Here is a 6,304-nt window from a genome sequence, read left to right as displayed (position 1 = left end):
TCACCATCTGGAAAACATTTCTACGCATTCTCCCAGTCGTTACATCGCAGTGTCGTCTCTGTCCTGTTTCGAAATGTTATCCATGACCAGAAGGTCATGAATTAAATAACTGCCCATCGCACAAAAATCCGCCCTCAAAGGCGGATTTTCACTTAATTAAATTACTTGCTTAGATTCTGTTTTCATTAAATACTGATCAACCTGCTCAGCGACTTCACGTCCTTCTCGAATGGCCCAAACTACTAAACTTTGGCCACGACGAGCGTCACCAGCGGCGTAAACACCTTCTTCAGAAGTGCGGTAATCTTGCATACCGTCTACTGTCCAAATGCGGCCACGTTCATCTGTTTTAAGCCCAAAGTGTTCTAACACCTCTTGCTCCGGTCCAACAAAACCGATGGCGATTAACACTAAGTCTGCATCCCAAACTTGCTCTGTGCCTGGGACTTCTTTTGTCACAAGTTTTCCATTTTCATAGACTTTTTCAACATTTAAAGTATGAAGAGCTGTCACTTGACCTTTGTCATTTTTTTCAAATTTCTGTGTTAAAATTTCATACTTACGAGGGTCTTCGCCTTGTGCTTCTAAGCCCTCTTTATAACCATAATCCAATTTAAACGTCATTGGAAACTCTGGCCATGGGTTGTCATTCGTACGTTCTTCGGGACTTGCTGGGTGCTTCCCAAACTGGATAACACGCTTAGCATTCTGACGTAAAGCTGTTGCGACACAGTCAGCACCTGTATCACCACCACCGATGACGATGACATTTTTACCTTCAGCTGTGATTGGTGTATCTTTAGGGTCTGTTTCTAACGCTTTAGTAGCTGCCGTTAAATAGTCCATCGCAAAATGGATGCCTTGACTATCACGGTTTTCAATTGGTGTATCACGTGGGTCTTGTGCTCCTGTACACATGATGACCGAATCATATTCACGGTTCAGCTCGTCACGTGTAATATCGACACCTACCTCTGTATTACAAATAAATTCAATGCCTGATTTTTTCATAACATCAATACGGCGATCAACCGTTTCTTTATCCAACTTCATATTTGGAATCCCATACATTAATAAACCACCTGGGCGATCGTCACGTTCAAAAACGGTCACGCGATGGCCCATTTCATTTAGTTGATCTGCTGCAGCTAATCCTGCAGGTCCTGAACCTACAACTGCAACATGCTTTCCTGTTCTATGTTCAGGAACTTTTGCTTCAACCCAGTTGTTATCAAAACCTCGTTCGATTATCTCATTTTCGATTGATTTAATCGTCACTGGATCATCATTAATGGCTAATGTACATGACCCTTCACATGGTGCTGGACACACTCGACCTGTAAACTCAGGGAAGTTATTTGTTTCCTCAAGCCGACGTAAAGCTTCTTCCCAGTTTTCTTCACTGACAAGCTCATTCCATTCTGGGATAAAATTATTAACTGGACAGCCGACATAAGCGCCATCCCACTCTGACCCTGTATGACAAAAAGGCGTTCCACAATCCATACAGCGTGAGCTTTGTTCTTTTAAGTCTTGGTCACTAAAACGTATGACGTACTCTTCCCAACTCTTAATACGCTCTATGGGGTCTTGAACGGCTTGATCTTTACGGTTGAAGTCCATAAAACCTTTTAAATAACCCATTTACTGACTCCCTCCTTTGGTGTTAGAGGCTCATTTATAAGAGCCTCCTCTCTTTTACTGCACAACTTTTTCTTGTTCAGTCTCTTTCGCCAGCATCGCTTTATACTCTGCTGGGATGACTTTAACAAACTGGTTAACCGAAGTCTCCCAATTATTTAAAATCTGTTTCGCTCGTTTACTACCTGTATATTGAACGTGCTTCATAAGCATTTCTTTTAATTCGTTGATCTCATCGCGTTCTTCTAATCGCTCGAATAAAACTAACTCGCGATTACACTTTTTCTTGAGTTCTTTTTCATCTGTTGCCCAAATATAGGCAATGCCACCAGACATACCGGCTGCAAAGTTTTTACCAATTCCACCTAGTACCGCTACACGGCCTCCTGTCATATATTCACAACCATTATCACCAACACCTTCAACAACAGCGTGTGCGCCACTATTACGTACCGCAAAACGCTCGCCTGCTCCACCATTAATATAGGCTTCACCGCTAGTTGCTCCAAATAGCGCGACGTTACCGATAATAACTTCTTCCATACGGTGCAATGCAGATGGTAGATTCGGTTGAAAAATTAATTTACCACCTGATAAACCTTTTCCAACATAGTCGTTTCCATCACCGTTTACACGCATCGTCACACCGTGTGGAACGAAGGCACCAAAGCTTTGACCCGCTGAACCAGTAAAACGTAAATCAATTGTATCTTCAGGCAATCCCTCTTCGCCATAGCGTTTAGACACTTCAAAACCTAACGTTGTACCAACCGTACGATTTGTGTTTTCAATCGGCAATTCTAATTGTACCTTCTCACGGTGTTCTAACGCCGCTTCAACTTTCGGAATGATGACAGCCGTATCTAAGTGCCCGTCGTTATATTCATTAATGTGTGCCCGTTCTTGAGATAACCAAGCTGAATCCGCACGGTGTAAAATTGGCTCAAGATTTAGTTGTCTCGCTTTTCCATGTAATTCTTTCTTTTGGCTAACAGTTAATAATTCAGTACGACCGATTAGTTCATCTAACGTACGAACGCCTAACTTCGCCATAATCTCACGCATTTCTTCAGCTACAAAGCGCATGTAGTTGACCACATGATCAGCACTACCTTCAAACTTCTTACGCAGCTCAGGATTCTGTGTCGCTATACCAACTGGACAAGTATCTAAATGACAAGCACGCATTAAAATACATCCAAGGATGACCATCGGCGCGGTTGAAAAACCATACTCTTCTGCACCAAGTAATGCTGCTTTCACAACATCACGACCTGTCATCATCTTACCGTCTGTTTCAAGGCGCACACGTTCTCTTAGTCCATTTAAAACTAATGTCTGATGAGCTTCAGATAATCCTAATTCCCAAGGTAAGCCCGCATGTCGAATACTCGTTTTCGCCGAAGCACCCGTACCACCTTCGTAACCACTAATTAAGATGACATCTGCCTTACCTTTTGCAACACCTGCTGCGATCGTTCCAACACCTGATTTGGCAACGAGTTTAACATTTAGTCGTGCTTCAGGATTGGCATGTTTTAAATCATAAATAAGCTGTGCTAAGTCCTCAATCGAATAAATATCGTGGTGTGGTGGTGGTGAAATGAGTCCTACACCAGGCGTTGACTTACGAACCTTCGCAATCCACGGGTGAACCTTTTTACCTGGTAAGTGACCACCTTCACCTGGTTTAGCCCCCTGTGCCATCTTAATCTGTACTTCATCGGCATTCGTTAAATAGTAACTCGTCACACCGAAACGGCCTGAAGCCACCTGTTTAATCGCACTACGTCTGAAGTCTCCATTTTCATCCGGTGTAAAACGGTCTGGGTCTTCTCCACCTTCACCGCTGTTACTTTTACCGCCAATACGGTTCATGGCAATCGCCAATGTCTCATGTGCCTCTTGGCTTAACGCACCATACGACATCGCGCCTGTTTTAAATCGTTTAAAAATTGCTTCAACCGGCTCCACTTCATCTAGTGGAATCGATTTTGATTCGTCAAAATTAAAATCTAGTAAGTCGCGTAAATACGTGACCTTCTCGCTTTCTACTAAGTTAGAAAACTTATCATACAACGTTTTGCTGTTCATACGTGCTGCGTGTTGCAGCGTGTGAATGGTTCTAGGGTTAAACGAGTGATACTCACCGTCATGACGCCATTGCATATCCCCACCAGAAGGCAACGTTTTACGGTGACTCTTATAAGCTAGTTCATGACGCTTCAGAGATTCTTCTGCAATCGTCTCTAGGTTTATACCGCCAATTTTAGAAGTCGAGCCATAGAAATACTTCTCCATAACTTCTTCGTCAATACCAATAGCTTCAAAGGTTTGAGCACCACGATAACTTTGAATCGTTGAGATCCCCATCTTAGACATGACTTTGACAATGCCAGACGTCGCAGCTTCACGGTAACGTTCAATTGCCTGCTCATAAGAGAAGTTTTCAACAAACTGATCATCCACAAGCTTTTCAATCGTACGATAAGCTAAATAAGGATAAATCATGTCCGCTCCGAACCCAATTAATACAGAGAATTGATGAACATCGCGTGCCTCTGCCGTTTCTAAAATTATACTTGCTTTGGTTCTTAGCCCTTTTCTAACTAAATAGTGATGTAATCCACTTGTCGCAAGCAGGGATGGAATCGCAACTTGGTCTTCAGATGTATCTAAATCCGTTAATACAATCATTGATACACCTTGATTAATCGCCGTTTCAACTTGTGTAAATAACGATTCTAGTGTAGATTCTAGTCCATGTTTCCCACGCGAAACTGGATATGTGATTGAAAAACGTTCAAAACGGAAGTCACTTCGGCTGTTATGAATGACTGCATCGAACTCTTGCTTTTTCAAAATTGGTGTGTAAAGACGAATGCGACGACAATGCTCAGGCCCATCATCTAAGAAATTATGTCTCGGCCCTAAGTAGGACGTTGTCGACGTTACACCTTTTTCACGAATCGCATCGATTGGTGGGTTCGTCACCTGGGCGAACAACTGTTTAAAGTAGTTAAACAACAACTGCGGCTGCTCAGATAAAACGGCTAATGGTGTGTCATTACCCATCGACCCAATTGGATCTTTTTGTTCGGTCACCATCGGCAGAATGTTTTTCATCGTTTCTTCTTTCGTATATCCATTCGCCAACTGGAACTTAAGCAATGTATCTTCATCTACTTCTTCACTTGAATCATGATCAATTGACCCTTTTAGCTGAATAAGTGAGTCATTTAACCACTCACGATACGGTAATTTCGTTGCGATACTACGCTTAATATCTTCATTAAATAAAACATCATGTTCTTCTAAATCAACATAAATCATCTCACCTGGAGCGAGGCGGCCTTTTTGAACGACCTTTTCTGGTTCAACATCTACAACTCCAACTTCAGAAGATAAAATGATGCGGTCATCTTCTGTAATGTAATAACGTGCTGGGCGTAATCCGTTACGGTCTAGTGATGCACCAATTTGTTTACCATTTGTATACGCAATAGCAGTCGGCCCATCCCACGGCTCCATAATCGTACTTAAATACTCAAAGCAAGCACGCTCTGGGTCTTTCATCTGTTCGTTTAAATCCCAAGCCTCTGGAACCATCATCATTGCTGTTTGCGACATCGAACGACCATTCATCACTAAATACTCAAATGCTTGGTCCAACATACCAGAGTCACTGGATGTTTCATCAATAATTGGTAAAAGGTCCTTATGACGTTCACCATAAACTGTTGAAATCGCAGCCGTCTCACGCGCTTTCATCCAGTTCACGTTACCTGTGATTGTGTTAATCTCACCGTTGTGCATGACCATACGGTTCGGGTGAGCACGCTCCCAAGATGGGAATGTGTTTGTACTATAACGAGAGTGCACCATACCAAAAGCTGTTTTGGCTATTGGATCTTTTAAGTCTAAATAAAATTCGTCCATCTGTTCTGGGACTAACATCCCTTTATAAACCACAATATCTGGTGATAAGCTCGCAAAGTAAAATGGTCCTTGCTTAAACTCATCCATCGAAGCAATTCGACGTTCAATAATGCGACGGATTAGATATAACGACTGATTGAATTTTTCAGTTGAATACGTCGTTTCAGGTTTTTTAATAAAAACTTGCTTAATATAAGGCATCGTCGATTTGGCCGTATCAGATAACATGGACTGATCGACTGGAACCGTCCGCCAACCGATTAAGTCATGATTCTCCTCTTTAATAACCTGATTTACAATTTCTTCTGCTTTTTCCCTTAAACTTTCCTGCTGTGGTAAGAAAAGCATCCCAACCGCATAATCGCCTGGCTGAGGCAATAATTCATTCCACTTCTTACGATATAATTCATCAGGAATTTGCATCATAATTCCTGCACCGTCACCTGTACTCGGATCAGACCCACGTCCGCCTCGGTGTTCTAAACGACAAAGAATCGTGATTGCATCCTCAATCATTTTGTGTGATTTTTCATTGTTTATATTAGCAACAAAACCAATTCCACACGCGTCACTTTCATGTTTTGGATCGTATAAACCTTGTTTTTGTGGCAATCCTGTTCGTATCATACATCATCCATCCTTTCATTTTGATGCTATATCAAACCTCTTATCTGGCGAGATTGTTGGGTTATAAAAAATTTGGAAATCTCAAGCGGTTATTGAG

Annotated in this window: 2 protein-coding genes; both read right to left on the bottom strand. The window is 42.1% G+C overall.

All coding sequences use genetic code 11. The features are described 5' to 3' along the window. Positions 1 to 156: 156 nt before the first annotated feature. Positions 157 to 1,644: a glutamate synthase subunit beta gene (locus tag ACTWQB_RS12850; RefSeq protein ID WP_443139596.1), complete on the bottom strand. Its 1,488-nt coding sequence runs from the start codon at positions 1,642 to 1,644 to the stop codon at positions 157 to 159. A 54-nt stretch (positions 1,645 to 1,698) separates the two neighbouring features. Further along, positions 1,699 to 6,207, bottom strand: a complete 4,509-nt coding sequence (gene gltB / locus ACTWQB_RS12845) for a glutamate synthase large subunit (RefSeq protein WP_443139595.1) — start codon at positions 6,205 to 6,207, stop codon at positions 1,699 to 1,701. Positions 6,208 to 6,304 lie beyond the last annotated feature (97 nt).

The organism is Piscibacillus sp. B03 (genome assembly GCF_052246295.1).
In the GTDB taxonomy this organism is placed as follows: Bacteria; Bacillota; Bacilli; order Bacillales; family Alkalibacillaceae; genus Piscibacillus.
The sequence above is the reverse complement of the archived record's forward strand: the minus strand, read 5'-3'. Positions and strand labels throughout refer to the sequence as shown.

Coding starts and splice junctions, on each gene's coding strand:
- ACTWQB_RS12850 (WP_443139596.1), bottom strand. CDS start 1,644: ATGGGTTATTTAAAAGGTTTTATGGACTTCAACCGTAAAGATCAAGCC.
- gltB (WP_443139595.1), bottom strand. CDS start 6,207: ATGATACGAACAGGATTGCCACAAAAACAAGGTTTATACGATCCAAAA.